This window comes from Blautia schinkii, from assembly GCF_013304825.1.
Taxonomy (GTDB): Bacteria; Bacillota; Clostridia; order Lachnospirales; family Lachnospiraceae; genus Blautia_A; species Blautia_A schinkii_B.
In genome coordinates, this window is the sequence record NZ_JAAWUO010000001.1 from 302,456 (window position 1) to 328,382 (window position 25,927).

20 protein-coding genes, 2 tRNA genes and 1 rRNA gene are annotated in these 25,927 nt (G+C 45.6%); 19 read left to right on the top strand and 4 right to left on the bottom strand.

Annotated features, from left to right (window positions below; genetic code table 11):
* Positions 1-27: 27 nt before the first annotated feature.
* The 3 genes from HFM85_RS01355 to HFM85_RS01365 are packed head-to-tail and all read left to right on the top strand — an operon-like array spanning position 28 to position 5,062.
* Positions 28-1,065 carry an aldo/keto reductase gene (locus HFM85_RS01355; RefSeq protein WP_173736900.1) on the top strand — a complete coding sequence of 346 codons (1,038 nt, stop codon included), beginning with the start codon at positions 28-30 and terminating at the stop codon, positions 1,063-1,065.
* Entirely contained in the window at positions 1,062-2,210 is a 1,149-nt protein-coding gene (locus HFM85_RS01360; RefSeq protein ID WP_173736901.1) for an exonuclease SbcCD subunit D, read from the top strand. Before HFM85_RS01355 ends, HFM85_RS01360 begins: the two co-directional genes overlap by 4 nt.
* Positions 2,207-5,062 (top strand): AAA family ATPase, encoded by a 2,856-nt coding sequence (locus HFM85_RS01365; protein WP_173736902.1) that lies wholly within the window; start codon positions 2,207-2,209, stop codon positions 5,060-5,062. The genes HFM85_RS01360 and HFM85_RS01365 overlap by 4 nt, the downstream gene beginning before the upstream one ends.
* Before the next feature lie 27 nt (positions 5,063-5,089).
* On the opposite strand, the gene HFM85_RS01370 is transcribed toward HFM85_RS01365, so the two are convergent.
* Positions 5,090-5,806, bottom strand: coding sequence for a LytR/AlgR family response regulator transcription factor (locus tag HFM85_RS01370; protein ID WP_173736903.1), 717 nt, complete (start codon positions 5,804-5,806; stop codon positions 5,090-5,092).
* Positions 5,807-5,992: 186 nt separating this feature from the next.
* On the opposite strand from HFM85_RS01370, the gene HFM85_RS01375 reads away from it, so the two are divergent.
* A complete protein-coding gene (locus tag HFM85_RS01375; RefSeq protein ID WP_173736904.1) occupies positions 5,993-6,361 on the top strand; it encodes a response regulator in 369 nt (122 codons plus the stop codon).
* 25 nt (positions 6,362-6,386) lie between these two features.
* A complete protein-coding gene (locus HFM85_RS01380; RefSeq protein WP_173736905.1) occupies positions 6,387-8,474 on the top strand; it encodes an NHL repeat-containing protein in 2,088 nt (695 codons plus the stop codon).
* A gap of 57 nt (positions 8,475-8,531) precedes the next feature.
* Here HFM85_RS01380 and HFM85_RS01385 read toward each other — a convergent pair whose 3' ends face one another.
* Positions 8,532-10,004 (bottom strand): DUF1846 domain-containing protein, encoded by a 1,473-nt coding sequence (locus tag HFM85_RS01385; RefSeq protein WP_173736906.1) that lies wholly within the window; start codon positions 10,002-10,004, stop codon positions 8,532-8,534.
* 215 nt (positions 10,005-10,219) lie between these two features.
* Here HFM85_RS01385 and ftsH point away from each other — a divergent pair, with 215 nt between their 5' ends.
* The 4 genes from ftsH to HFM85_RS01405 all read left to right on the top strand — a co-directional run bounded on the left by ftsH (position 10,220) and on the right by HFM85_RS01405 (position 16,259).
* On the top strand, positions 10,220-12,316 hold the full coding sequence (gene ftsH, locus HFM85_RS01390) for an ATP-dependent zinc metalloprotease FtsH (RefSeq protein WP_173736907.1): 2,097 nt from the start codon (positions 10,220-10,222) through the stop codon (positions 12,314-12,316).
* An 86-nt stretch (positions 12,317-12,402) separates the two neighbouring features.
* Complete coding sequence (gene uvrC / locus HFM85_RS01395) at positions 12,403-14,250, top strand: excinuclease ABC subunit UvrC (protein ID WP_173736908.1); 1,848 nt, start codon at positions 12,403-12,405, stop codon at positions 14,248-14,250.
* A 112-nt stretch (positions 14,251-14,362) separates the two neighbouring features.
* A complete protein-coding gene (gene hprK, locus HFM85_RS01400; RefSeq protein ID WP_173736909.1) occupies positions 14,363-15,310 on the top strand; it encodes an HPr(Ser) kinase/phosphatase in 948 nt (315 codons plus the stop codon).
* 13 nt (positions 15,311-15,323) lie between these two features.
* Positions 15,324-16,259: an ROK family glucokinase gene (locus tag HFM85_RS01405; protein WP_173736910.1), complete on the top strand. Its 936-nt coding sequence runs from the start codon at positions 15,324-15,326 to the stop codon at positions 16,257-16,259.
* Positions 16,260-16,353: 94 nt separating this feature from the next.
* Here HFM85_RS01405 and HFM85_RS01410 read toward each other — a convergent pair whose 3' ends face one another.
* Positions 16,354-18,999: a transglycosylase domain-containing protein gene (locus HFM85_RS01410; protein WP_173736911.1), complete on the bottom strand. Its 2,646-nt coding sequence runs from the start codon at positions 18,997-18,999 to the stop codon at positions 16,354-16,356.
* 292 nt (positions 19,000-19,291) lie between these two features.
* On the opposite strand from HFM85_RS01410, the gene HFM85_RS01415 reads away from it, so the two are divergent.
* A complete protein-coding gene (locus HFM85_RS01415; protein ID WP_173736912.1) occupies positions 19,292-19,948 on the top strand; it encodes a YigZ family protein in 657 nt (218 codons plus the stop codon).
* A gap of 156 nt (positions 19,949-20,104) precedes the next feature.
* Here the strand turns inward: HFM85_RS01415 and HFM85_RS01420 are convergent, their stop codons facing one another.
* Positions 20,105-20,623, bottom strand: a complete 519-nt coding sequence (locus HFM85_RS01420) for a peptidylprolyl isomerase (protein WP_173736913.1) — start codon at positions 20,621-20,623, stop codon at positions 20,105-20,107.
* Positions 20,624-20,716: 93 nt separating this feature from the next.
* Between HFM85_RS01420 and tsaE the strand changes: the two genes are divergently transcribed.
* From tsaE to HFM85_RS01465, 9 genes are all read left to right on the top strand, one after another.
* Positions 20,717-21,157, top strand: a complete 441-nt coding sequence (gene tsaE / locus HFM85_RS01425; RefSeq protein WP_173736914.1) for a tRNA (adenosine(37)-N6)-threonylcarbamoyltransferase complex ATPase subunit type 1 TsaE — start codon at positions 20,717-20,719, stop codon at positions 21,155-21,157.
* Positions 21,154-21,873, top strand: a complete 720-nt coding sequence (gene tsaB / locus HFM85_RS01430) for a tRNA (adenosine(37)-N6)-threonylcarbamoyltransferase complex dimerization subunit type 1 TsaB (protein ID WP_173736915.1) — start codon at positions 21,154-21,156, stop codon at positions 21,871-21,873. Before tsaE ends, tsaB begins: the two co-directional genes overlap by 4 nt.
* Positions 21,870-22,310, top strand: coding sequence for a ribosomal protein S18-alanine N-acetyltransferase (rimI, locus tag HFM85_RS01435; RefSeq protein WP_173736916.1), 441 nt, complete (start codon positions 21,870-21,872; stop codon positions 22,308-22,310). Before tsaB ends, rimI begins: the two co-directional genes overlap by 4 nt.
* 21 nt (positions 22,311-22,331) lie before the next feature.
* Positions 22,332-23,243 carry a ribonuclease Z gene (locus tag HFM85_RS01440; protein WP_173736917.1) on the top strand — a complete coding sequence of 304 codons (912 nt, stop codon included), beginning with the start codon at positions 22,332-22,334 and terminating at the stop codon, positions 23,241-23,243.
* Between the two features lie 3 nt (positions 23,244-23,246).
* Positions 23,247-24,266, top strand: coding sequence for a tRNA (adenosine(37)-N6)-threonylcarbamoyltransferase complex transferase subunit TsaD (gene tsaD, locus HFM85_RS01445; protein WP_173736918.1), 1,020 nt, complete (start codon positions 23,247-23,249; stop codon positions 24,264-24,266).
* 19 nt (positions 24,267-24,285) lie between these two features.
* Positions 24,286-24,990: a 2-C-methyl-D-erythritol 4-phosphate cytidylyltransferase gene (gene ispD, locus HFM85_RS01450; protein ID WP_173736919.1), complete on the top strand. Its 705-nt coding sequence runs from the start codon at positions 24,286-24,288 to the stop codon at positions 24,988-24,990.
* A gap of 166 nt (positions 24,991-25,156) precedes the next feature.
* A tRNA-Ser gene (locus HFM85_RS01455) sits at positions 25,157-25,242 on the top strand.
* A 140-nt stretch (positions 25,243-25,382) separates the two neighbouring features.
* Positions 25,383-25,471 (top strand) — tRNA-Ser (locus tag HFM85_RS01460).
* A gap of 242 nt (positions 25,472-25,713) precedes the next feature.
* Positions 25,714-25,927: ribosomal RNA gene (locus tag HFM85_RS01465) — 16S ribosomal RNA — on the top strand; the annotation flags it as partial.

Consider the following 25,927-nt stretch of genomic DNA (forward strand, 5'->3'; position numbering starts at 1 on the left):
TATATAAGAATACAGGAGGTTACTGAAATGAAATATATACAGCTGAACAATACGGATCTGAATGTCAGCCGTATCTGCCTTGGAACAGCAGGATTCGGGGATAAACTGGATCAGGAAAAAAGCTTTAAGGTACTGGACACTTTTGTGCAGGCAGGCGGAAATTTTATTGATACAGCTAATGTGTACTGCAAGTGGCTGGAAGGACACGGAAACTGCAGCGAACAGATTATAGGAAAATGGCTGAAGGACCGGGGAACACAGGGAAAAGTGATCGTGGCTACCAAAGGTGCACATTATTCTTTTGAAGATCAGGGCCGCAGCAGAGTAAACAGAGAAGACATTCGCACAGACCTGGATGAAAGCTGCCGTACACTTGGAACGGATGTGATTGATTTTTACTGGCTTCACAGAGATGATCCGAAGAAACCGGCAGAGGAAATCGTTGACATTCTGGAAGAACTGCAGAAAGAAGGAAGAATCCGGTATTTCGGATTTTCCAATTACAGGACAAAAAGACTGAAAGAGATCCAGAAATGTCTGGAAGAAAGAAATCATCCGGGAATCACGGCAGTTTCCAACCAGTGGAGCCTGGCCGGGATCAATCCGGGAGGAAACACCAATCCGGATCCGACACTTGTAGAATTTTCCAGGGAGGAATATAAATGGCACTGTGAGACAAAAACTGCGTCCATTCCGTTCTCATCCACTGCTATGGGATTTTTCTCCAAGCTTCAGAAAATGGGAGTTCTTTATACAGAAAAAGTAGATACATTCTGGATGCGGAATATGGAATCACAGATCGCAGATCTTTCAGAAAGCATAAAAAAATCATACTGGAATGAGACAAATCTTCGCACATACCAGAAGCTTCTGAAACTTCAGAAAGAAACAGGACACAGCCTGCAGTCTTTGTCTCTGGCGTACTTTTTCCATCAGCCGTTCCAGACGGTGCCTGTAACAGGAGTCAGCAATCTTAACCAGTTAAAAGATGCTCTTGCTGCCTGTGATATTGATTTTGAACCGGAGCTGTTTGGTGGTTGGGTGATAGACGGAGGTGATAGATGAAGCTGATCCATTTATCGGACCTTCATCTTGGAAAAAGAGTGAATGAGTTTTCCATGATCGAAGATCAGAAATATATTTTAAATCAGATACTGGGTATCATTGATGAAGAAGCACCGGATGGGGTCCTTCTTGCAGGAGATATCTATGACAGACCGGTTCCCTCTGCGGAGGCCGTACAGCTTCTGGACAGTTTTCTTACCAGACTGGCGAAGCGAAAGATACCGGTTTATGCCATCAGTGGCAATCATGACAGTGCTGAGAGGATCGCATTTGGCTCCCACATTATGAGCAGCAGCGGGATCTGCATGTCACCTGTATATGACGGAAAAACAGAAAAGTACTGTTTAATGGACAGTTATGGAGAAGTGTGGATTCATCTTCTTCCGTTTATCAGACCGGCAGTAGTACGCCATGCACTTCAGGGAGAAGAAGGTGCAGAGGAGATCCGTAGCTATCAGGAAGCTGTACAGGCTGCAGTAGAGCATATGGACATTGACACCAAGAAACGAAATGTTCTGGTTGCGCATCAGTTTGCAGTAGGAGCTATGAGCTGTGATTCCGAGGAGATCGCAGTTGGAGGAATCGACCAGATTGAAGTGTCTGTATTTCAGGACTTTGATTATGTGGCACTTGGGCATATCCACAGTCCCCAGAATGTGGGAAACGATCAGATCCGTTATTGCGGAACACCGCTGAAATACTCTTTTTCCGAGGCAGGACAGCAGAAATCCGTGACTGTAGCGGAGCTTTTTGAAAAAGGAGATCTGGAAGTGCGGGAGATTCCACTGAAACCTTTTCGGGATATGAGAAAGCTGAAGGGCACATATATGGAGATTACCTCACTGGCCAATTATCAGGATACTAACACAGAGGATTATGTGCAGATCACCCTGACAGATGAGGAGGATATTGTGGACGGAATGCAGAAGCTGCGTGCTGTTTATCCAAATTTGATGAGGCTGGAATACGACAACCGCAGAACAAGAGAAAATCAGGAAATCTCCGGAACGGAGACAGTGGAAAAAAAATCCGAGCTGGAATATTTTCAGGAATTTTTTGAGCTGCAGAATAACCAGCCTATGAATGAGGAACAGCGGAAATTTTCAGAAGATTTGATCCGAAAGATACAGGAGGTGAGCATTTGAGACCGGAAAAACTGACCATCAGTGCCTTCGGGCCTTATGCAGACAGAACAGAGATTGATTTTTCCAGGCTTGGGGACAGTGGCCTTTATCTCATCACCGGAGATACGGGAGCTGGAAAAACTACTATATTTGATGCAATCACTTTTGCACTTTACGGCCAGGCAAGCGGCCAGGTAAGAGACTCTGCCATGTTCCGAAGCAAGTATGCAGACACTGCCACGGAGACTTTTGTGGAGCTTGTTTTTTCTTATCAGGGAAAAAAATATCAGGTCTTTCGAAGTCCGGAATATATGGCACCAAAAAAAAGGGGCACAGGACTGACTCTCCGGAAAGCAGAGGCACAGCTTATTTATCCAGATGAGCGTCAGCCCGTGACAAAGGCAAGAGATGTGACAAGAGCCATCGAAGAACTGCTTGGACTTGACTACGAGCAGTTTACCCAGATCGCCATGATCGCACAGGGAGATTTCCAGAAGCTGCTTCTTGCAGGAACAGTGCAGCGAGGGGAGATATTCCGGCAGATCTTTCATACAGGGATTTATCAGCAGGTACAGCTGAAGCTTAAGGAGGCGGCACAATCCAGATATAAGGAGTATGATGAAATGCGCAGAAGCATTGCACAGTATCTGGACGGGGTGAAGCTCCGGCAGAGAGAAGGGACAGAAGCAGAGGAATTTGCAGAATTGAAAAAGGGGAAATTCGAAGGTAAGCTGGAGCGGAGCCTTGAGATTTTGAAGAGCTTTATTGATCAGGGAGAAAAAAGGGAAAGCGAGCTTCTGAAACAGGAACAGGAGGTGGATCAGAAGATTCGCACAATGGAAAATATACTGCATCTCTCTGCGCAGAAGCGGAACCTTGAACAGAAAAAAGATTTTGCCAGGAAGCAGCTTGAGCAGCTTCTTCCGGATCTTGAGAAGGCTTCCGGGGAGGCGGAAAAATATAAAGATGCAGACCAAAAATGCGAAGCACTGGGGATTCTGATCCGTGAAAAACAGGAGCAGCTGAAAAAATATCAGGTTCTGGAACAGCTTAAGAAGGAACTGGATGAAATCAGGATGCAGCTGAAAAAATGCAGAGCCGGACAGGAAGCAAATATCCGCCAGGAACAGCAGCTTCATAAAGATATGGAACAGCTGAAAAAGGAGCGTTCCCTGCTGGAAAATTCTCAGCTGGATCTGCAGAAAGCAATAACAGAGAAGGAAAAACGGACACAGAGAAAGTCGGAACTGAATGGGCTTGAAACAGAAATGCGGGAATTCAAAGGCCTTTATGAAGCCACAAAAGAGCAGCAGAAAAAGTATCAGGCTGCATATGAAAAAGCACAGCAGCAGAGTGAATACTATCAGCAGATTTTTCACAGCTTTCTGGACGCCCAGGCAGGGATCCTGGCACAGGAACTTAAGGAAAATGAGCCCTGCCCGGTGTGCGGTTCTTTAAGCCATCCACACCCGAGAATAATCTCCAAAGGTCGCACTGTTACTTCGGAAATACTGGATAATGAGAAAATCAAACTGGATAAACTGGAAAAGATTTCCGCAGACCAAAGCCTGGAAGCCGGAAAATTAAAGGAACGGAGCAATGCCTCCTGGAAACAGATCATGTCCGGTGCAGAAGAGCTTCTGGAAGAGTTCCAGGAATTCCGTAAGGAAACAAAAAATGGAAATGGACAGGCGGGAGATTTCAGGACTGTATGGAAACAGATGATCCTCATGATAAACCGGGAAAAAGAACAGTGCAAAAATCTTTTGACAGAAAGTGACAGAAAGATCAGGGAAGCAGAGGAAAACACAAAAAGAAAGCAAAAAGTGGAAAAACTTCTGGAAAATCTTGAAAAAGAAAAAGATATACTTCAGGAAAAAAAGAATTCCTGTGACCGGGAACAGACCGGGCTTACAACAAAAGCATCCGAAAATGAAAAACAGCAGAAAAATGCAGCAGAAGAAATCAGACAGGTCCATTCGGAGGCAGGAAAAGAAGTTCTGGAAAAAGAGATCAGGGAAAAACAGCAGGAATATATTGATCTAAAAGAAAACAGCAGAAAGATGAAAGAAACCTTTGAGAGATTTCAGGCAGAAAAGGCAAGGATAACTTCCACGATAAAAACTCTTGATGAGCAGCAAAAGGAGATCGGGGAGATACGGGAAGATGAAATTCGGGAGCAGTATACAGAAAGTACAACGCAGAAAACAGAACTGGCAGAAAAAAGAAAAGAACTTTTTTCCATTCAGAGCGGAAACCTGGAAATTTTCCGGAAGGTACAGAAACGGAAGGAAGAGATGACAAAAGCCGAAGCAGAATACGTCTGGATGAAAAATCTCTCAGATACAGCCAACGGCAATTTAAACGGCAAGGCCAAGATCGAGCTGGAAACCTATATCCAGATGGCATATTTCGATAGAATCCTCAGAAGAGCCAATGTCCGCCTTATGACCATGAGCAGCGGTCAGTATGAGCTGAAGCGTCAGGAGCAAAGCGAGAACCGCAAGGAAAAAGCTGGTCTTGATCTTAATGTTATTGACCATTACAACGGAACGGAAAGAAGTGTAAAAACTCTTTCAGGAGGGGAATCCTTCCAGGCATCCCTGTCCCTGGCACTGGGACTTTCTGATGAAATCCAGGCCAGCGCAGGAGGCATCCGCCTGGATTCCATGTTTGTAGACGAAGGCTTTGGCTCTCTGGATGAAGAGGCTCTTTCTCAGGCAGTGAAAGCCTTAAGCAGTCTTGCGGACGGCCACCGTATGGTAGGAATCATTTCCCACGTGGCGGAACTGAAAGATCGGATCGAAAATAAGATCATTGTGACCAAACAATGCAGCGGAAAAGGTGTTGGCAGCAGCATTCAGATTCAGTAGAATGCAGAAAACTATCAGCTGGCTTTTTCAATGTCTTTTCTGAAACAGAAATTCCATAAAAGTCTGTCTGGCATTTTTTGCCAGCTTCTGGCTGACCGGAACCTGATTTCCATTATCCATAACAAATACCGTACCATCAAAATCAACAGCGTGTTCCAGATTGATCACAATTCCCCGGTTGCACTGATAAAACCGGGGATCCATTTTCAGAAGAGCGTTAAAAGCTTCAAAAGACTGTCTGGTAACAAGCTCTTTTGCTTTTGACGTGTGAATATGGATCATATGGGAAAAATGCTCTGCATATATGATGCTGCGGAAAGGAACCTGTATATTACTTCCGTTTACCTTTACATCAATATATTTCCCGGAATCAGGAATACGGGAAAGAATCTCATCGATCAGATCCGAAAGCTCTTTTATGTTATAAGGTTTTACAAGATAGTGCAGGGCACGGACCTTAAAGCCCTCCAGAGCATGGTCAGTAGAGGTTGTAGTAAAAATCAGAAGACAATCCGGATCAGATTTTCGAAGTTCTCTGGCAATCTCCACACCGTTTGCCCCATTCATATAAATATCCAGGAACAAAACTGTGAAAGGCCGTTCCCTGGAAGCTTTCAGAAAAGCTTCTCCATTTTCAAATTCAGTCAAGTCAGCGTGAACACCACGTTTCGTCAGCTGTTCTTCCAGCCGTGTATGCAAGAGCACCCGTTCGCTGTGAATATCATCTACAATCGCAATTCGCATAACTATTTTCCTCTCTATCTGTCTGTCAACAGTATAGCATAAAATATCAGGCCAAACTATGGTCTGTGTTGGAATTTCGTGCCATTTTAAGTGGTTTCGTGCCAGATGGATTGAAAAACGGCAGGATTTTTTTATAATGTGGTTAACATGTGAAGGAAAAAATCGAACAGAAAAGGAGGGCGATTTGTGTATTGCATTGATGTATTGACGGATAAAGCGCAAAGTGGTCGGGAATACACAGAATATATTTTGAATTGCTGCGCTGAAAGAAATATATTTCCGCTGGTTCAGGTTTATTATGATCAGGAAAAATTTTTTGCACAGATACAAAAGACTGTGCCGGCCATTGTACTTCTGATACTGCCGGGAGTGAAAGGACTCAATGCAGCAGAGCATCTTCGGTCTCTGTATCCGAGATGCAGGATCATCTGGAGCAGTGACCTTGATTTTTCCCTTCATGCATTCAGACTGCGGGTGGAATATTTCTTCATGGAACCGGTAGAAGAACAGAAGATCAGGGAAGGACTTGCTGCCTGTTTCGGACACAGCAGATAATTTTTTAATTCAGGAGGAAGATGATATGAAAAAAAGAGCGATAATTCTTGCAGTGATCACAGCTATGCTTACGGTTAATTCCGGTTATGCGGCAAATACTGTTTCTGCGGAAGAAATGCAGAAGGAAGAATCACAGGCATCAGAAATTCAGGCAGAATCCGGAAGTGAAGAAGCTTCTCAGGTTCCCATAAAGCCACTTTCCTCAAAGGTGGTTTCTGAGAATCCATACATGGCAAAAGCTGATGCCAATATCCATCACGACTGCTATAACACGGACAGTACGGACGAAGTGCTGCCGGTTGGAATTTATCCTGAGATCAATGTTTCCTACGAAAAGGTAAATGCAAACGCATCTCCGGCGATCTTTTTTGATTCTTACGGTCATGCGGTGGTTCCTCTTCTTGGAGGTCTTGCAATCCGTGATATCAATGCGGATGAGACACAGACAGAAGGATATTTTTCCCCGAAACAGCATGACAGCGGTGACTATGTGATTCAGAGCTCCTATTCTTTTGTTGATGAGAGCAACCGGATCGTGTGTCCTACCAGCAACAACCATGTGCTGATGCTGAAAGCCACAGATGAGGAAGGAAATGTGCTGCCTGAATTCGAAAAAGTACTGGATATTGATATCAAAGCTGCAGCAGAGGCAGTTCTTGGAAAAACACTGGATCAGAACCTTCTTTCTGTAGTATTTGACTATGACGGGAATTTATGGTTTGCCACCGGTGGATTTCGTATTTATCCTGACCGGAAACAGCAGGGGGCAGTTGGCTATATTTCCCGCAGTGCCATTGATGCTATCTTAAACGGAGAAGAAGCAGATCTTACAAATGCTGTGTTTGTATATGAACTGACTCCGGGTGAGGGTGCGGAAAATGGTATTGCTTCCTCCAAAGAGGGTTCGGTAATCCTGACCAATCTCAACTGCTATCTGTTTTCTGCTGATAATGGAGTACAGAAAGTATGGGAGACTCCTTATGAGAGTGTTGGCGCAAAAGAAAGCAAGGAGGGAGATGCCACTACAGGTGGCGGCCTTGCATGGGGCAGCGGCTGCTCTCCGTCTATGACAGATAATCTGGTCATGTTTACAGACAACCAGAATCCTGTGAATCTTCTTGCTGTTGATATGAAAACAGGGGAAAAAGTTGCAAGCCTTCCTGTGATCGATGAGCTTCCGGAGGAAAAACAGGTTTCTGTGGAAAATTCAGCGATCGTATATGATAACGGAGAGGGAACGGTAAGCACCATTGTATGCAACTGGTTTGGTGCCGGAAGTGCAAATCTCGGAAAAGAGGACAGTGATTCTTCCATTCAGAGTTATGCAAATATTTATGATGTGAACTGGCTGAGCCAGGGAAATAAGATGATCATGCCAGGTGTGGAGCGAGTGGACACCATCAGGACAGAGAATGGATATGAAATGAAGAGTATTTGGTGCAGAAGTGATCTGTCTGATACTTCCATGATGAAGCTTTCCACTGCGACCGGATATATTTATGGTTATGTCCAGAATCTGGAAACAGGTATGTGGCAGTATATCATGCTTGATTTTGAGACAGGGGAAACAGTATTCTCCATGGATGTTTCCAGCAAACCGGGATACAACAATATGGCCATAGGCATGTATGCAGGAAACAGCGGAAATGCACTTTACTGCCCGACCGGATATCTGGAGCTGTTAAGACTTCAGGACAGATTCGTTTATCTGCCGGAAATGCCTTACCGAAAAGTGGATCTGGACAAGGCAATGAGAAATGTGCTGACCCAGGAAAAATTCGAGGCAGATGGAGGTCAGGGCAGCGTCTGCGGATGGCTGAGTACGGTAACTGTGAAAAATATCCACCCGAATACTACAGTTGCACTTCGGATGAAAGGGCTGTCAGGTAGCGCAGATGCACTGAAACTCTACGGTTATGGTACAGACGGTACGCTTAAAGAAGTACCGCAGGATTTGTGGCATATGCAGACAGAAAGCGGAGAAACACCGGAGACGCTTTCAGAAGATGTTCTGTATGAGGTCCATGTTTCCGTACAGGATGGCGGTGACTTCGATCTCAGCGAAAACGAAGACGAAAAAGAAATAAAAATATCAGTTGTTACGGTTCAGTAAATACCTGCAAAACATTAAACGGGCTGTCTGCTAATAGACAGCCCGTTTTAAAATATACTATTTTTGTTTTTTCTCAGCTTTTGCTTCGCAGGTGAGTTCAACACCAAGCTTACGGAAGCTGATCACATCCACGTCAGAGAGCATAACAGAAGTATGAACCTGGCATCCGCGAATATTCGGGATCTGCTCCAGGGCAAGACGTGCGGCATCACTTGTGGCAGCACTCATAGAGAGGGCAATCAGGATCTCATCAATGTGAAGGCGAGGGTTCTTGCTTCCAAGATATTTGGTCTTCAGCTGCTGGATCGGATGGATGGCATCAGGGGAGATCACGTGGAGCTCGTGATCAATACCTGCAAGCTCTTTCAGTGCATTGAGGAGAAGAGCTGCAGATGCACCCAGAAGGTCGGAAGTTTTTCCGCATACGATCTTTCCGTCCGGAAGTTCCATTGCAGCTGCCGGGCCGCCTGTTGCTTCTTCTTTTGCCAGGGCAGCAGGAACGACCTTGCGGTCATGAAGTTCTGCGTGAGCCTGCTGGAGAAGGAGCTCGATCTTGCGGACCTCGTTTTCAGTGCCGGAACCGGAAACAAGTGCATTCATGCTCTTATAGTAACGGCGGATGATCTCCTGACGGGATGCTTCCTGGCAGGCTTCATCGTCAATAATGCAGTTGCCGGCCATATTGACACCCATATCAGTAGGAGATTTATAAGGACAGCTTCCCATGATTTTCTCAAACATTGCCTGTACAACAGGGAAAACTTCCACATCACGGTTATAGTTGACGGTTGTTTCGCCGTAAGCTTCCAAATGGAACGGGTCGATCATATTAACATCGTTAAGATCAGCGGTAGCTGCTTCATATGCCAGGTTTACCGGATGCTTCAGCGGGAGGTTCCAGATCGGGAAGGTCTCAAATTTCGCATAGCCGGCCTTTACACCGCGTTTATATTCATGGTAGAGCTGGGAAAGGCAGGTGGCCATCTTTCCGCTTCCGGGTCCTGGAGCTGTGATCACAACCAGGGGTCTGGTAGTCTTGATATAATCATTCTTTCCATATCCCTCATCACTTACGATGAAAGAAGTGTTGCTTGGATATCCAGGGATCAGGTAAAGCTTGTAAACACGGATTCCCAGTTTCTCCAGGCGTTTCTTGAAGAGATCGGCACTTTCCTGGCCGGAGTACTGTGTGATGCACACGCTTCCCACATAGAGGCCACGGCTTGTAAATTCACCCATGAGACGAAGAACATCCTCGTCATAGGTAATGCCAAGGTCGCCGCGTACTTTATTCTTGTCAATGTCATTGGCACTGATAACAATAACGATCTCCGCCTGATCAGAAAGCTGCATCAGCATGCGGAGTTTGCTGTCTGGTTCAAAGCCCGGAAGAACACGGGAGGCATGGTAGTCGTCAAAAAGCTTGCCGCCGAATTCAAGATAAAGCTTGTTTCCGAACTGGCTGATTCGTTCCCGGATGTGTTCTGACTGCATTTTCAGATATTTGTCATTATCAAAACCTATTTTCATTTGTCTGATTTCCTCTCCTCTTTTAATTTTCCAAATCACTGGGAACAGTATACTACAACTTACTATTTACTGGCAATATCCAGTATGTGTTTTTTTACATTACCGTTCATTGGCAATATCCCGTAAAGTTTTTTTACCTTTTATTTTTATAATATCGCGGTTGATTTATGCAGGTTTTATCTTTATAATAAAGAAATGACAAGAGGAGGAAAAAAATGAATAATCAACTGAATAATGATCAGGGCGGGAAACAGCCTGATAACAAAGATCCCAAGAACCAGGGATCCAATAAGAACCATCAGTCGATTCTGGCTTTTCTGATATGCCTCCTGGTAACACTGGTCTGCTTCGCATTGTTTACCAACATGCTGAAGGACAACAGCAGTGAGATATCCTATGATAAATTCATCGATATGGTGGATAAGGACCAGGTTAAGGAAGTAACGATTCAGTCCAGTACACTGACGATCGTACCGAAGAAGCAGAATTCCGAGTACGAGGATATGAGCTACTATACTACGAAAACCGAGGATAGCACAGCCCTGACCAAGAGACTGGAAGGTAAGGGCATCAAGTTTAAGACTGACCCGCCGGATGTGTTTGGCGAGTTTGTTGCAATGATCTTAAGTGTGGTACTGCCGACACTGCTTCTTTTTGGGCTCCTGATGTTCTCCATGCGCCGTATGAACAAAGGCGGCGGTATTATGGGAATGGGCGTAGGCAAGAGCAAGGCCAAGGCTTATGTTCAGAAAGAAACAGGTGTCACCTTCAAGGATGTGGCAGGACAGGATGAGGCCAAGGAATCTCTTCAGGAAGTGGTGGATTTCCTTCACAATCCTGGGAAATACACAGCTATCGGAGCGAAGCTTCCGAAAGGCGCCCTTCTTGTGGGACCTCCTGGAACAGGTAAGACACTTCTTGCCAAGGCAGTTGCAGGTGAGGCGCAGGTACCGTTCTTCTCACTTTCCGGTTCGGAATTTGTGGAGATGTTCGTAGGTGTAGGTGCATCTCGTGTCCGTGATCTTTTTGAGGAAGCCAAGAAGAATGCTCCTTGTATCGTGTTTATCGATGAGATCGATGCCATTGGTAAGAGCCGTGATTCCCGTTACGGTGGAGGCAACGATGAGCGTGAGCAGACACTGAACCAGCTTCTTGCAGAGATGGATGGATTTGATACTTCCAAGGGTCTTCTGATCCTGGCAGCTACCAATAGACCTGAAGTTCTTGATCCTGCACTTCTCCGTCCGGGACGTTTTGACAGACGCGTGATCGTAGACAGACCGGATCTTCGAGGACGGGTGGATATTCTGAAAGTACATGCCAAGAATGTGCTTCTGGATGAGACGGTTGACTTTGAGACCATTGCACTTGCAACATCCGGAGCAGTAGGATCTGACCTTGCCAATATGATCAATGAGGCAGCGATCCTTGCAGTTAAGAAAGGCCGTAAGGCTGTATCACAGAAAGATCTTGAGGAGTCCGTTGAGGTAGTTCTTGTTGGTAAAGAGAAGAAAGACCGTATCTTAAGCAAGCAGGAACGCCGGATCGTTTCCTACCATGAGGTTGGACACGCTCTGGTAAATGCCCTTCAGAAGGATTCAGAGCCTGTACAGAAGATTACCATTGTACCACGTACCATGGGAGCTCTCGGCTACGTTATGCAGGTTCCGGAGGAAGAGAAATATTTAAACACCAAGAAAGAACTGGAAGCTATGCTGGTTGGATATCTCGGCGGACGTGCCGCAGAGGAGATTGTTTTTGACACGGTGACAACCGGCGCAGCCAATGATATCGAGCAGGCGACCAAGGTGGCGCGAGCCATGATCACTCAGTATGGTATGTCTGAGAAATTCGGGCTGATGGGACTGGCTACACAGGAGAATCAGTATTTAAGCGGAAGAGCAGTTTTAAACTGCGGTGATGATACAGCAACAGAGATTGATCATGAGGTCATGAAGCTTCTTCACCACTCTTATGAGGAGGCCAAGAGAATACTGGGCAGCCACAGAACAGAGATGGATAAGATCGCAGAGTATCTGATCCGAAAGGAGACCATCACCGGAAAAGAGTTTATGAAGATTCTCCGCGCAGTACAGCAGGGAATGGATATTCCTGAGAATCTGGAAGATCTGGTGCTTTCCGAGAATGAGAAAGAAGTGTCCAATAAACAGGACAGTGTAAAGATCGAGTCTGTACCGGAGGCTGATACAGCAGTAGTACATGAACTCCGGTCAGCAGAAAATCCTGAGATGCAAAGTTGTGATGCACAGGATCAGACAGAAACAAAAGAAAAGCCGGGACCGCAGGCATAAAACAAGGTCATACAAAAACCGGGAGTGATCCCGGTTTTTGCAGTATTATACCGGAAACAGCAGTTATAAGCATCAGGAGAGAGTATATGTTCATAATTGAGGAAGAATTAAAGAAACTGCCGGGGAAACCGGGAGTCTATATCATGCATGGTGAAAAAGACGAGATCATCTACGTGGGAAAAGCCGTCAGCCTTAAGAACCGTGTGCGCCAGTACTTCCAGAGCAGCCGCAACAAAGGCGCAAAGATTGAGCAGATGGTAACGCATATCACCAGGTTTGAGTACATTATTACGGACTCTGAACTGGAAGCACTTGTTCTGGAATGCAACCTGATCAAGGAACACCGTCCGAAATACAACACCATGCTGAAAGATGACAAGAGTTATCCTTTTATCAAGGTAACAGTTAATGAGCCATATCCAAGAGTGCTTTTTGCCAGAAGAATGAAAAAAGACAAGGCCAGATACTTCGGCCCATACACAAGCGGCAGTGCAGTAAAAGATGTGATAGAGCTGGTGAGAAAGCTTTATCAGGTGCGTTCCTGTAACCGTACCCTGCCAAGAGATACAGGAAAGGACAGACCTTGTCTGTATTATCACATGAAGCAGTGTGATGCACCTTGTCAGGGATATATCAGTCAGGAAGAATACCGTAAAAACATCAGTAAAGTGGTCCGTTTTCTGAATGGTGATTTCAAGGCCACTATTGACGAGCTTACAGAGAAAATGCAGAAAGCTTCCGAGGAGATGCGTTACGAGGATGCAATGGAATCCCGTGACCTGATCCGCAGTATCCAAAAGATCGGGGAACGCCAGAAAATCACAGGATATGGCCGGGAAGACCGCGATATTATCGCAGTAGCTATGGATGAGAGTGAAGATCTTAGGGATCAGGATGCGGTTGTGCAGGTATTTTTTATCAGAGATGGCAAGCTGATCGGCAGGGATCACTTCTATCTCCGGGTAGCAAAGGGCGATACAAAAGCTCAGGTGCTCTCAAGCTTCCTGAAGCAGTTTTATGCAGGAACACCGTTTATCCCGTCTGAGATCATGCTCCAGAGTGAGATCGAGGATGCGGACATTATCGAAGAATGGCTTACTGCCAGAAGAAAGCAGAAAGTGCATATCCGTGTCCCGAAGAAAGGTACCAAGGAGAAACTGGTAGAACTTGCCCTGGAAAATGCCCGCATGGTTCTTTCCAAAGACAGAGAGCGGATCAGGAGAGAAGAAGGACGTACCATCGGCGCCGTCCATGAGGTAGAAGACTGGCTGGGACTTAAAGGTGTAGTCCGTATGGAAGCCTACGATATCTCCAATATCAGCGGTTTTGAGTCTGTAGGTTCCATGGTCGTTTATGAAAAAGGCCGCCCGAAACGCAGCGATTACCGCAAATTCAAGATCAAATGGGTTCAGGGTCCTAACGATTATGCAAGTATGGAGGAGGTTCTGACCCGAAGATTTACCCATGAAAGCAACGGTGAATTTGACAGCTTTGCAAGGCTCCCGGATCTGATCCTTATGGATGGAGGAAGAGGCCAGGTAAATATAGCTCTTAAAGTTCTGGATAAGCTTGGAATCAGCATTCCTGTATGCGGCATGGTAAAGGACGATCACCATCGAACAAGGGGCCTGTATTACGACAATGTGGAAATCCCTGTTGACACATCCAGCGAGGGATTCCGCCTGATCACAAGAATCCAGGATGAAGCTCACCGTTTTGCCATTGAATACCACCGTTCCCTCAGAAGCAAGGGACAGGTGCATTCTGTTCTGGATGATATCCCCGGAATCGGAGATGCAAGGAGGAAAGCTCTTCTTCGAAAATTCAAATCTGTGGAAAATATCCGGGATGCTTCGGAGGAAGAACTGGCACAGACAGAGAGCATGAACACAGGAAGTGCCCGTCAGGTGTATGAATTTTTCCATAAATCCTGATGCCGCATTGCAGTTTTTATCATGATTGTGTATAATTAAACATAAGGTGTCTCACGCCCCGGTAAAACGGCAGTGAGAATGCAAACTTTCAGTGAAAAGGAGATAAAAAAGTATGAAGGGTGTACAGTTGACAAAGATGGCACAGGAACTGGAGCTTACCAATCTGACTCCGGAAATCGACCTGTCAGGCATCGTGATCAAGACTGCAGAGATCAACAGACCTGCGCTTCAGCTTACCGGATATCTGGAGCATTTTGCAAATGAGCGTGTTCAGATTATCGGATATGTAGAGTATACGTACCTGATGCAGCTTAATGAGGAGGAGAGACGTTTTAAATATGAGCGTTTCATCTCCAGCAAGATCCCATGTGTTATTTTCAGTACTATGACACGTCCGTCTCAGGATATGATCGATCTGGCTGTTAAATATAATGTCCCAACATTCGTGACAGAAAGAACAACTTCAAGCTTTATGGCAGAGATCATCCGTTGGCTTGGCGTACAGCTTGCTCCTTGCATTTCCATCCATGGAGTACTTGTGGATGTTTACGGTGAGGGTATCCTGATTACAGGTGAGAGCGGAATCGGTAAGAGTGAGGCAGCCCTGGAGCTGATCAAACGTGGACACCGCCTTGTCAGTGATGATGTTGTTGAAATACGTAAGGTCAGTGATGTAACACTGGTAGGATCTGCTCCGGATATCACACGTCACTTTATCGAGCTTCGTGGTATCGGCATCATCGATGTAAAGACTTTGTTCGGTGTAGAGAGCGTTAAGGATACACAGTCTATTGACCTTGTTATCAAGCTTGAGGAGTGGGACAGAGACAAGGAATATGACCGTTTGGGACTTCATGAGGAGTATACGGAATATCTTGGAAACAAGGTTGTATGCCATTCCCTTCCGATTCGCCCAGGTCGTAACCTGGCAATCATTGTTGAGGCAGCAGCTGTCAACCACAGACAGAAGAAGATGGGATACAATGCAGCAGAGGCATTGTATAAGCGTGTGCAGGCAAACCTTGCTAAGAAGAGAGAGAATCCAGAGGACGAAGAATAAGAGGGGATAAGAAATGAGAACATATTGTTTTGGAATTGATGTAGGCGGAACAACTGTAAAATGCGGACTTTTCCGCACAGACGGAACTCTTGTTGAGAAATGGGAGATCCCGACTCGCAAGGATAATAACGGAGAGCAGATCCTTCCGGATGTGGCTGCGGCCGTAAATGCCAAGATCGAAGAGAAAGGCATTTCCAAAGATGATGTAGAAGGTGTTGGAATCGGTGTTCCGGGACCAGTGAACTCCAAAGGTGAAGTACCGCGTGCAGTAAACCTTTACTGGGGATATAAGAATGTTGTAGGCGAGCTGGAAGAAATGACAGGACTTCGCGCGAAAGCAGGAAATGATGCCAATGTAGCAGCACTTGGTGAGGCATGGAAGGGTGCAGCAGCAGGTTCCTCGGATGTGATCATGGTAACGCTTGGAACTGGTGTCGGCGGCGGAATCATTGTTGACGGCAAGATTGTAACAGGACATCACGGAGCTGGCGGTGAGATCGGACATGCCAATGTGGATCATCATGAGACAGAGTCCTGCAACTGTGGAAACAAAGGCTGTCTGGAGCAGTTTGGTTCTGCAACAGGAATTGTCCGCATGGCAAAAAAAGAACTTGCAGCATCCGGTGAGAACAGTGTTCTCCGCGATATGGATGATATCTCTGCAAAAGCTGTTCTGGACGCATTTAAGGAGAATGATCCGGTAGCTGTGGCAACGATGGAGAAAGTAGGCGAGCAGCTTGGCGGCTCCCTGGCAATATTTGCCTGTGTGACAGATCCGGAGACTATCGTGATCGGCGGCGGTGTTTCCAAGGCCGGACAGCCTCTGATCGACTGTATCCGGAAATATTACAAAGAGTATACTTTTTCATCCTGCAAAGATACGCCGATCGTGATCGCAACACTTGGTAATGATGCCGGAATCTACGGTGCCGCTAAGATGGTTCTGTAATTGAACGAATATAAGTGTGAATTTCTGAAAAAAATACCGACCCCTGGATATCAGATTAATATCTGACATCCGGGAGCCGGTATTTTTTTAGAAATCAGTAATATTCTACAGGGTCCTCTTCGGAACCGCCGCCGTCATCACCGCTGCCATCGTCACCGGTATCATCACCAGTGTCACCGCCGCCAGAGTCATCACCATTATCGCCATTTCCGGAATCGTCAGTATTATCACCGGAACCATTATCTGTGCTGTCCGTATTATCTGTACTGTCGCCGTTGTCTGTGCTATCCGTGCTGTCAGGAGCAGCGCTTGGAATTGCTTCTGCTGCTGAGTCGGTGTCTGTATCTTCATTATAGTAGTCTTCATCGTAATCATAACTGCTTTCATAGAAGTGCTGATCACAGTATTCAGTTGGAAGACTGGAAATATCGAAGTACTCTGTGATAGTCGGGCAGCCTGCACGCGGCAGGAGACCTGTCTCAGAGCAGACACTTGCTTTCTCAACACTTGCCGGCATTTCGAAATCTTTGTCCTCCAGTCCTTCGTGGATACGATTCATAACTTTTTTCCAGAGATTCTTGTGGAAATTGCGGGCATCTTCCGGAATCTTCTCATTATTATCATAACCGGACCATACAGCACATGTGTAATATGGTGTATAACCTACAAACCAGAGGTCATTGTAATCCTCGGTAGTACCTGTTTTACCTGCAACTGTCATATTGTCAAGCTGGCAGGCTGTACCGGTACCTTTTTTGACAACATCTTCCATGGCACTTGTAAGAAGATAGGCTGTGCTGTCTTTGATGACGGATCTGGAAACAGAAGAGTTCTCAATGAGAACATTGCCGTCATGATCAAGAATCTGTGTATAATAGATCGGTTTGATATAATTTCCGTTGTTTGCAATAGCTGCATAAGCGGCACAGAGCTCAACGTTCTTGACACCGTTGGTAATTCCGCCAAGTGCAGTTGCAAGGTTGGCGTCACTCCATACATTTCCGTTGGCATCCTTATCTGCGTCTGTTCCGTGGGCCAGTGTGGTAAATCCGAAATCATCCAGATATTTAAGACCAAGAGAAGGAGTAACCTGCTCCAGGCATTTAACAGCTACAACGTTGATGGAGTTCTGGATCGCTTTACGGATGGTTGTCTCGCCGCCGTAACTACGGCTTGCATTGTTGACCGGAGAACCGTCCGGATATTCATAGGGTTCATCCATAAAGGTAGTTGCCAGTGTATCCCCTTTTTCATTGAGAGCCGGTGCATAGGTAGATACGATCTTGAAAGTAGAACCAGGCTGTCTGGTTGTATCTGTTGCACGGTTCAGGGTAAGACTGGCAGTTTTTTCGCCGCGGCCGCCGATCAGGGCTTTCACATATCCGGTGTGCTGGTCGATGACAGTCATGGAAGACTGCGGCTGTGGGGCGAAGTTGACACGTTCGGAAACAACAGTGCTTCCGTCGGCAAGGATATTGGCTTTGTATTGGTCAACATACTGCTGTCCTTCTTCAGGAGAACTGAAAAGAAGGTCAAATTCAGGATCCTGATCACGGAAATAAAGCTGCAGCATTTCCTTGCTGTAGTTGACCTGCTCTCCGGACGGAGTCTGTACAGTCAGTGCATAATCCAGCTCGTACTGAGTATCAGCCGGATAGTTGGATGGATCTGCATATTCTTCATCCAGTATCTGCTGGATATTGGAATCCAGAGTAGTCATGATCTTCAGACCGCCGCTGTAAAGAAGGTTGGTAGCCTGTGTCTTGGTATATCCTTTGATGTTCATCAGATCGCTGATAACCTGATTGGTAACTTCATCTTCAAAATATGTGTAGACAGTGCTTTCTTCCTCTGTATTTTCCATCTGTGCAAGCTGGATCCGGGAGTAAACATCGTCATTTAATGCTGCCGTATATTCATCCTGGGAAATATATTTCTGATCCAGCATATGATCCAGGACTTCCTTACGTCTCTTGGCATTAGCCTTGGGATTTGTAATAGGGTTGAACTTGGTCGGATTCTGGGTGATGCCTGCAAGTGTGGCACATTCAGAAAGGTTCAGGTCCCATACATCTTTATTAAAATATTTCTTGGATGCAGCCTGTACACCGTAGGAACCTGCGCCCAGGTTGATGGTGTTCAGGTAATTCTCAAGGATCACATCTTTGCTGTATTTTTTCTCAATCTGCACGGCAAGATACTGTTCCTGAAATTTACGTGTAAAACGTTCCAGCTGTGTGGATTCGTTAGTCCAGTCTGTAAAAACATTGTTCTTCAGAAGCTGCTGTGTGATGGTACTGGCACCCTCCGAAAAATTACCGGTTGTGATTGCTTTCATACCGGCACGTGCAATACCCCGGACATCAATACCGTTATGTTCATAAAAACGTTCATCCTCAATAGCCACCACTGCATGCTGCAGGCTGACCGGGATCTGCTCCAGAGCTACCGGGAGACGGTTGGATGTAGGTGCTGAAAGCTGCCGCATCTGAGTTCCCTGATCATCATACAGGAACGTTGCATATCCGAGAGGTGAAATATCCACATCATTGACATCAGGTGCACCGGCGATCACGCCTCGGAAAGAACCGATGCCAAGGCAGATAACCATGACGCAGACAGCGATCAGAGCTGTAAATAAAACCCGGATAAACGAAACGTGAGCTCTTTTTTCCAGCATGGAAGTACGGGAGATCAGAGCATTCCGCTTCTTAGAAGTGGATCTTTTTCCGTAGTTCATGTTATTCCTCCTTTATAATCCGTTCCATTATATCAAATATGGAATGCTAAATAAACCCTTAAAAAAAATTTCACAAATCGCGATATTAAATCAGGAAACGTTATCTGAATACCATTGATTCACTAGTGATATTCCGCGAGGTGTTTTGTGTGAGCGAAGGTCACAGAAAACCTGAGAATTGCTGTAGTCATTGATATCTTATACATTGCGCAAAGCTGTCAATTATTATACAATAAAGAAAACAGGTAACTGTAAGTTACGAAAACTCAGAAAAAACGGAGGCATAAAAGATATGCTGGAACACTATAAAACCATATATGAAGGCGGAGAAGGGGAGCTGGTTGAGAAGAAATCCCGCTTTATTGCAACTGTCCGTCCTGTGGAGACAGAAGAAGAGGCACTTGCCTTTATCGAAGAAATGAAGAAGAAATACTGGGATGCACGGCATAACTGTTATGTATATTCTGTAGGAATGAACAGGGAAGCTACCAGATGCAGCGATGACGGAGAGCCGTCCGGAACAGCTGGAAGACCGATGCTGGATGTGCTTCTTGGTGCAGGAATCTATAATGCGGCAATTGTTGTGACAAGATATTTTGGCGGCGTGCTTCTTGGAACCGGTGGGCTTGTGCGTGCCTATTCAGGTGCTGTGCAGGCCGGACTTGCAGCAAGTACTGTGATCGAAAAACATCATGGGATCTCCCTTCAGGTAACAGCAGATTATACAGGAATCGGAAAGATCCAGTACATAGCAGGAGAAAGAAAGCTTCCGATCCTGGATTCTGAATACACAGATAAAGTGGTTCTCAGGCTTCTTGTACCGGATGACCAGATTGAAGAGGTGAAGAAAGCAATCACAGAAGGAACCAACGGAAGAGCCGGACTTGAAAAAGATGCAGAGCTTTATTTTGCAAAAGTCAATGGAGAAGTGAAAACTTTCGATAAATAAGAAATAGTCGATATATTGATTTTTCGGATAGCCATAGTTTCCGATAATATAAAAAATCCCGGTAAGTGAACAGGCATATCATATTACGATATACTATCCATTTTCCGGGATTTACTTATATTACAAATTACAGTTTTCCTGCGGAAAAAATACTTCTTAGCATTTCTCAGGTTCCGGATAATCCACGCCAAAAGTCTCAACAGTCATGGATTTGATCTTCTGCTCGTCAAGAGGACGGTCACTGTAGTCAGTGTCTGTCTCAGCAATAGCATTTACAACATCCATTCCCTCGATGATCTGTCCGAATGCAGCGTAGCTTCCGTCAAGATGCGGAGCAGCCTTGTGCATGATAAAGAACTGGCTTCCGGCAGAGTTCGGATTCATAGCTCTTGCCATGGAGAGAACGCCTGGTGTATGTTTCAGATCATTCTTGAAACGGTTCTGGGAGAACTCACCCTTAATGCTGTATCCGGGACCGCCCATTCCGGTTCCGTCCGGGCATCCGCCCTGGATCATGAAACCGTTGATAACACGGTGGAAGATCAGTCCGTCATAGAAACCTTTCTTAACAAGGCTGATAAAGTTATTTACAGTATTAGGTGCAACTTCCGGATATATTTCCGCTTTCATTACATCGCCATTATCCATAGTAATAGTAACGATAGGATTAGACATAGTTTTCGCACTCCTTTTCAAAAAGTATTGTATTTCGCTGTTCGCTCTATTATAATATGCAAAGAATAATTGTGCAAGAAAAAGGTGGAAAATATGATCATAGAAACGCATGATCCGGAGGAAACATTCGAGGCCGGAAGAAAGATCGGAATGAATGCGAAACCGGGACAGATCTACACACTGACAGGCGACCTTGGAGTTGGGAAGACAGTCTTTACCCAGGGTGTGGCTGCAGGACTTGGGATTACAGAGCCTGTGAACAGTCCTACATTTACCATTATCCAGGAGTATGAAGACGGCCGTCTGCCATTTTATCATTTTGATGTATACCGTATCGCAGATCTGGAAGAAATGGAAGAAATCGGATACGATGATTACTTTTTCGGGCAGGGAATCTGCCTGATCGAATGGGCAGAACTGATCGAAGAGATCCTTCCGGAAAAAAGGATCGAAGTTACTATTGAGAAAGATCTTGACAAGGGATTTGATTACAGAAAGATTACTATCGAGGAGAGAGGAGAAGAGACAAAATGAGAGTTTTGGCACTGGACAGTTCCGGTATCGTGGCATCCGTAGCCGTTGTGGAGGATGAGACGCTGGTAGCGGAATATACGGTTAATTATAAAAAAACACACTCACAGACACTTCTTCCAATGCTGGATGAGATCGTGAAGATGACAGAGCTTGATCTTGGAACCATTGATGCCATTGCAGTAGCGAAAGGACCTGGATCTTTTACAGGACTTCGTATCGGTTCTGCCACAGCCAAGGGTCTTGGACTTGCTCTTGATAAGCCGCTTGTGGGAGTTCCGACAGTGGAGGCACTTGCATATAATCTCTATGATGTAAATGGACTGATCTGTCCGATCATGGATGCAAGAAGAAAACAGGTATACACGGGAATCTACCGTTATGAGGATCATAAGCTTGCAACTGTGAAAGACCAGATGGCAGTGGGAATCGAGGAACTTCTTTCCATGCTGAATGAAATGCAGGAGCCGGTGACTTTCCTGGGAGACGGAGTGCCTGTATTTAAGGATATTATTGCAGAGAAGCTGAATGTGCCGTATTCTTTTGCACCGGCTCACCTTTCCAGACAGAGAGCGGGCGCAGTGGGTGCACTTGGAGTTCTTTATGTTAAAGAAGGCAGAACAGAGACAGCGGCTGAACATAAGCCGGACTATCTCCGTGTGTCCCAGGCAGAGCGGGAACGTGCCGGGAAACTGAAAGCAGAAGGTGAAAAAGCATGATCTTGCGGGAGATGCTGGCAGATGACCTGGATCAGGTCATGGAGATCGAAGAAGAGCTTTTTTCCGTTCCCTGGACAAAAGAGGGATTTTTTACATTCCTTATGAAAGATAATGCAATGTTTCTTGTTGTGGAAGAGAAAGGACAGATTCTGGGATACTGTGGACTTCTTACAGTGCTGGATGAGGGCGATGTGACAAATGTTGCTGTGCGCAAAGACCGCCAGAGAGAAGGAATCGGGAATTTCCTGATGGAGAGTATGGTGCGGCTGGCTTGTGAGCGGGGCATTACCATGATCCATCTGGAAGTACGCGCAGGGAATGAAACTGCAATCAGGCTTTATGAGAGACAGGGCTTTGTGAAGGATGGACTGCGCAAAGCTTATTATACAGACCCCACGGAGGACGCTGTCCTTATGACACGTACAGATGGGAAGTAATGACAGGAAAAGAGGAAAAAAATGTTAGATGTTTGTTTGCTTGGCTGCGGTGGAATGATGCCGCTGCCGCGTAGATGGCTTACTGCTCTGATGACCCGCTATAACGGCAGCAGTTTGATGATCGACTGCGGAGAGGGAACACAGGTAGCCATCAAAGAAAAAGGCTGGAGTTTCAAGCCCATCGATGTGATCTGTTTCACCCATTATCACGGGGATCATATCAGCGGACTTCCGGGGCTTCTTCTTACAATGGGAAATGCGGATCGTACAGAACCACTGACTCTTGTAGGACCAAGAGGGCTTGAGCGTGTGGTGAACGCACTTCGCGTTATTGCACCGGAACTGCCTTTTGAAATAAAATTTATAGAGATCACGAAGCCGGAGGAAGTTCTGGAACTGAATGGTTATCGTATCACTGCGTTTCGTGTAAACCATAATGTAATCTGCTATGGCTATACCCTCGAGATCCTCCGCCAGGGAAAATTTTCTCCGGACAGTGCCAGAGAGCATGAGATCCCGCTGAAATTCTGGAATCCTCTGCAGAAGGGACAGACAGTAGAAGATGAGGGCAGAGTCTACACACCGGACATGGTGCTTGGGCCGCCGCGAAAAGGAATCAAGCTTACCTATACAACAGATACCAGACCAACGGAATCCATTTTGCGCAATGCAAAAGATTCGGATCTTTTTATCTGCGAGGGAATGTACGGGGAAGACGACAAGATCGAAAAAGCAAAAGGCTACAAGCACATGACATTTCGTGAAGCTGCAACTCTGGCACGCGATGCGAAGGTAAATGAAATGTGGCTTACCCACTACAGTCCGTCACTGGTGCGCCCGGATGATTACATGGATACAGTCCGTGAGATCTTTCCGAAGGCATGGCCGGGAAAAGACGGCAAAAGTATGGAACTGAATTTTGAAGAGGACTGAAAAATGAAAGATACATTAATTCTTGGTATTGAGAGCTCCTGTGATGAAACAGCAGCCTCCGTGATAAAGAACGGAAGGACTGTCTTATCAAACGTAATCTCATCACAGATCGAGATCCATAAACTTTACGGCGGTGTCGTACCTGAGATCGCCTCCAGAAATCATATAGAAAGAATCAATCAGGTAATACAGGAAGCTCTGGATGAAGCGGGAGTTACTCTGGATGATCTTGATGCGATCGGCGTAACATACGGACCTGGGCTTGTTGGCGCACTTCTTGTAGGTGTGGCAGAGGCCAAGGCAATCGCTTATGCAAAAAATCTGCCCCTTGTTGGTGTGCATCATATTGAAGGACATGTTTCAGCCAATTATATCGAGCACCCGGATCTGGAACCTCCATTTCTCTGTGCTATCGTGTCCGGTGGACATACTCACCTTGTTATTGTGAAAGATTATGGGCAGTTTGAGATCCTGGGACGAACCAGAGATGATGCAGCTGGCGAGGCTTTTGATAAAGTGGCTCGTGCCATCGGACTTGGCTATCCGGGCGGCCCGAAGATAGATAAGCTGGCAAAAGAAGGAAATCCGGAGGCCATTGAGTTTCCACGGGCAAAAATTGGCGATAATCCGTATGATTTCAGCTTTAGCGGTGTGAAATCAGCAGTTCTCAACTACTTAAACGGCGCGAAGATGAAAGGTGAGGAAGTGAATCGTGCAGATATCGCGGCATCTTTTCAGAAAGCGGTTGTTGATGTACTGGTGGAGCATACCATGCAGGCAGCAGCTGACCATGGCATGGAAAAAATTGCGATTGCAGGCGGAGTGGCTTCTAACGGGGCTCTTCGTGCAGCTATGGAGAAGGCATGTGCGGATCACGGCTACAAGTTTTACCGTCCGTCACCGATCTTCTGTACAGATAATGCAGCTATGATCGGAGTGGCGGCATATTATGAATATATCAGAGGAACACGCCACAGCTGGGATCTTAATGCAGTTCCCAACCTGAAGCTTGGCGAAAGATAGGAAATCCGGGGTAATTATCATGGGAGAATGCAGAAACACAGCTATTGTTCTGGCAGCAGGCCAGGGAAAAAGAATGCACAGTAAGATACAGAAGCAGTTCATGGAGCTGGGCGGAATGCCTGTACTCTGTTATTCTCTGCGTTGTTTTCAGGAAAGTCCGCTGATACGGGACATCATTCTCGTAACAGGAGAGGAGTATGTTTCCTATTGCAGAGAGGAAATTGTGGGAAAATACGGCTTCACAAAGGTTTCCGCTGTGGTATGCGGTGGAAAAGAGCGATATGATTCTGTATACGAGGGGCTTCAGGCATGTAAAGATACAGAATATGTTCTGATCCATGACGGAGCCAGACCATTTATTGATAATGCAATCATTGAAAGAGGACTTGCAGCAGCTTCCAAAACCGGTGCAAGTGTTGTCGGTATGCCTTCCAAAGATACCGTCAAGATATCAGATGCAGAAGGTAATGTAAGTGAAACTCCGGATCGTAGCAGTGTATGGATTGTCCAGACACCGCAGATCTTTCAGTATCCGCTGATCTATGGTGCATATACCAGCATTCGTCAAAAGGAAATGACCGGAATTACAGATGATGCCATGGTAGCAGAACATGAAACCGGGGTGAAAATCCGTTTTTCAGAAGGTTCTTATCGCAATATCAAGATCACAACACCGGAAGATCTGGTGGTTGCGGAGGCATTTCTGAGGGAAAATAGAGAGTAGAACAGGGTGAAAATCCTGGTAAATATGGACATATAGCAGAAATTGAAGCTATATGTCCAATTTTTTGAAAAAAATATCAAATTTGTTATTGACAGGTAAGATATTTGATGATAGAATACATCATGCGCTGACAAAACAGCACAAAAAATGTTGGGAAACATTATATGGAGAGATATCGAAGTGGTCATAACGAGGCGGTCTTGAAAACCGTTTGTCCGCAAGGGCGCGTGGGTTCGAATCCCACTCTCTCCGTTGGTCAGATACAGAATAAAAACTTTTGAAAAAAGTTAAAAAAGTACTTGACAACATAAAAGATACGAGATATAATATCACCTGTCGCTGAGAACGACAGAGAGATAAATATCAGAACTACTTAGTAAGTAGGGCAATTTGGAGAAGTACCCAAGCTGGCCGAAGGGGCTCCCCTGGAAAGGGAGTAGGTCGTTAACGCGGCGCGAGGGTTCAAATCCCTCCTTCTCCGCTTTGATTTTTCTGAAGATTAAACACTTCAAAAAAATTAAAAAAGTTCTTGACAAGCAGTTGAGAATGAGATAAAATAAACGAGCTGTCCGAGAGACAGACGTAACAAACCTTGATAACTAAACAGTGAAACACATACGATTCTCGAAAATTTCTTTACATTTAAAGAACGGTTTAAACAAACCAAAAGCAGTAAAACGAGAGATAGCCAAACGGTTGTCTTGAGTAAATGAATCAAACATTTTATCAGAGAGTTTGATCCTGGCTCAGGATGAACGCTGGCGGCGTGCTTAACACATGCAAGTCGAACGGGAAACCTTTTATTGAAGCTTCGGCGGATTTAGATTGTTTCTAGTGGCGGACGGGTGAGTAACGCGTGGGTAACCTGCCTTATACAGGGGGATAACAGTCAGAAATGGCTGCTAATACCGCATAAGCGCACAGAGCTGCATGGCTC

Coding starts and splice junctions, on each gene's coding strand:
- HFM85_RS01440 (WP_173736917.1), top strand. CDS start 22,332: ATGTTAGATGTTTGTTTGCTTGGCTGCGGTGGAATGATGCCGCTGCCG.
- tsaE (WP_173736914.1), top strand. CDS start 20,717: ATGATCATAGAAACGCATGATCCGGAGGAAACATTCGAGGCCGGAAGA.
- ispD (WP_173736919.1), top strand. CDS start 24,286: ATGGGAGAATGCAGAAACACAGCTATTGTTCTGGCAGCAGGCCAGGGA.
- ftsH (WP_173736907.1), top strand. CDS start 10,220: ATGAATAATCAACTGAATAATGATCAGGGCGGGAAACAGCCTGATAAC.
- HFM85_RS01355 (WP_173736900.1), top strand. CDS start 28: ATGAAATATATACAGCTGAACAATACGGATCTGAATGTCAGCCGTATC.
- HFM85_RS01405 (WP_173736910.1), top strand. CDS start 15,324: ATGAGAACATATTGTTTTGGAATTGATGTAGGCGGAACAACTGTAAAA.
- HFM85_RS01360 (WP_173736901.1), top strand. CDS start 1,062: ATGAAGCTGATCCATTTATCGGACCTTCATCTTGGAAAAAGAGTGAAT.
- HFM85_RS01370 (WP_173736903.1), bottom strand. CDS start 5,806: ATGCGAATTGCGATTGTAGATGATATTCACAGCGAACGGGTGCTCTTG.
- HFM85_RS01420 (WP_173736913.1), bottom strand. CDS start 20,623: ATGTCTAATCCTATCGTTACTATTACTATGGATAATGGCGATGTAATG.
- hprK (WP_173736909.1), top strand. CDS start 14,363: ATGAAGGGTGTACAGTTGACAAAGATGGCACAGGAACTGGAGCTTACC.
- rimI (WP_173736916.1), top strand. CDS start 21,870: ATGATCTTGCGGGAGATGCTGGCAGATGACCTGGATCAGGTCATGGAG.
- HFM85_RS01385 (WP_173736906.1), bottom strand. CDS start 10,004: ATGAAAATAGGTTTTGATAATGACAAATATCTGAAAATGCAGTCAGAA.
- tsaB (WP_173736915.1), top strand. CDS start 21,154: ATGAGAGTTTTGGCACTGGACAGTTCCGGTATCGTGGCATCCGTAGCC.
- HFM85_RS01410 (WP_173736911.1), bottom strand. CDS start 18,999: ATGAACTACGGAAAAAGATCCACTTCTAAGAAGCGGAATGCTCTGATC.
- tsaD (WP_173736918.1), top strand. CDS start 23,247: ATGAAAGATACATTAATTCTTGGTATTGAGAGCTCCTGTGATGAAACA.
- HFM85_RS01380 (WP_173736905.1), top strand. CDS start 6,387: ATGAAAAAAAGAGCGATAATTCTTGCAGTGATCACAGCTATGCTTACG.
- HFM85_RS01415 (WP_173736912.1), top strand. CDS start 19,292: ATGCTGGAACACTATAAAACCATATATGAAGGCGGAGAAGGGGAGCTG.
- uvrC (WP_173736908.1), top strand. CDS start 12,403: ATGTTCATAATTGAGGAAGAATTAAAGAAACTGCCGGGGAAACCGGGA.